The following is a 1,364-nucleotide window of genomic DNA, read 5'->3' as shown; positions in this document are numbered from 1 at the left end:
GGGCCTTGACCCCGGTTCTTGGACACGCTGAATCCAGCATCTGCTGGGGAAGCGAGATGATCTTCAGTCATGTCACGAAAGAACTACTCGGAGGAGTTCCGGCGCCAGGCGGTCGAGTTGTACGAGTCCACGCCGGGCGCGACGATCCGAGGTATCGCCGCTGACCTCGGGGTCGTGCGCGGCACCTTGACAGGCTGGATCGACCAGTACGGGACCGGCACCAAAACCCACGTCGACGGCACCCGGGTGCATACTCCGGCACGGCCTCATAGCCTGAGCTCCGGCACGGGTAGCGAATCGGAGACCGTCGAGCAGAAACTCGCCCGTCTCGAAGCCGAGAATGCCGCCCTACGAGCGGAAGCAACCAAGCTCACCACCGAACGCGAGATCCTTCGTAAGGCGGCCAAGTATTTCGCCGGGGAGACGAACTGGTGACCCGCTTCCAGTTCGTCGCCGACCACTCCGACACCTATCAGGTGAAGCGGTTGTGCGAGCTCGTCGAGCTCGAGCGTTCGTCCTACTACGCCTGGAAGTCCGCCGAGCCGGACAGGACCGCTCGCGCCGCGGCCGACGCGCAGCTGGCCGAACGAATCCGGGCGATCCATACCGAGGACAACACCTACGGAGCACCCAGGATCACCGCAGAACTCAACGATGGCGTCACCGTGAACGAGAGGGTCAACCACAAGCGGGTGGCCCGGGTGATGCGTCAGAACAGCATTGTCGGCTACCGCCGTCGACGACGGGTCACGACCACCGTCCCAGAACCTGCGGACCAGAAGGTGCCCGACCTGCTCGAGCGGGACTTCACCGCCCCTGCACCGAACTGTATCTACGTCGGCGACATTACATATTTACCGATCGAGGGCGGTGCCAACCTGTATCTGGCGACGGTGATCGATTGCTACTCCCGCAAACTCGCCGGCTGGGCGATCGCCGACCATATGCGCACCGACCTCGTCGCCGACGCTCTCCTTGCTGCTCATGGAGATCGTAATGGATTGTCCGGGTCTATCTTTCACTCCGATCACGGCGCGCAATACACCTCGAAGGATTTCGCTTCCCTCTGCGCCGACCTCGGCGTCACCCAGTCGATGGGTAAAGTCGGCACGAGCGCCGACAACAGTCTCGCCGAATCCTTCAACGCCGCCCTCAAACGAGAAGTCCTCCAGAACGCGAACGTCTGGTCGGACGAAGCCACGTGCCGGCGTCAGGTGTTCCGTTGGGTCACCCGCTACAACACCCGACGACGACATTCCTGGTGCGGACACCGGTCCCCGAACACCTACGAGACCCTCTACATCGCTACGCTGGCATCCGCGGCGTAATCCACCACCCGTGTCCATTTGCTGGGGGTAAGGCCC

At 62.8% G+C, this 1,364-nt stretch carries 1 protein-coding gene; it reads left to right on the top strand.

Features of this window, described 5'->3' with window-relative positions; genetic code table 11:
- The first annotated feature begins 69 nt into the window (after positions 1-69).
- A protein-coding gene (locus K3M35_RS25720) for an IS3 family transposase (RefSeq protein ID WP_153008518.1) occupies positions 70-1,328 on the top strand; the annotation gives its coding sequence in 2 pieces (ribosomal slippage) (positions 70-415 and positions 415-1,328; 1,260 coding nt in all).
- Positions 1,329-1,364: the final 36 nt, after the last annotated feature.

It is taken from the genome of Rhodococcus sp. DMU2021, assembly GCF_019641445.1.
Taxonomy (GTDB): domain Bacteria; phylum Actinomycetota; class Actinomycetes; order Mycobacteriales; family Mycobacteriaceae; genus Rhodococcus; species Rhodococcus pyridinivorans.
Note: the sequence above shows the minus strand (reverse complement) of the source record. Positions and strands in the feature narration are given on the sequence as shown.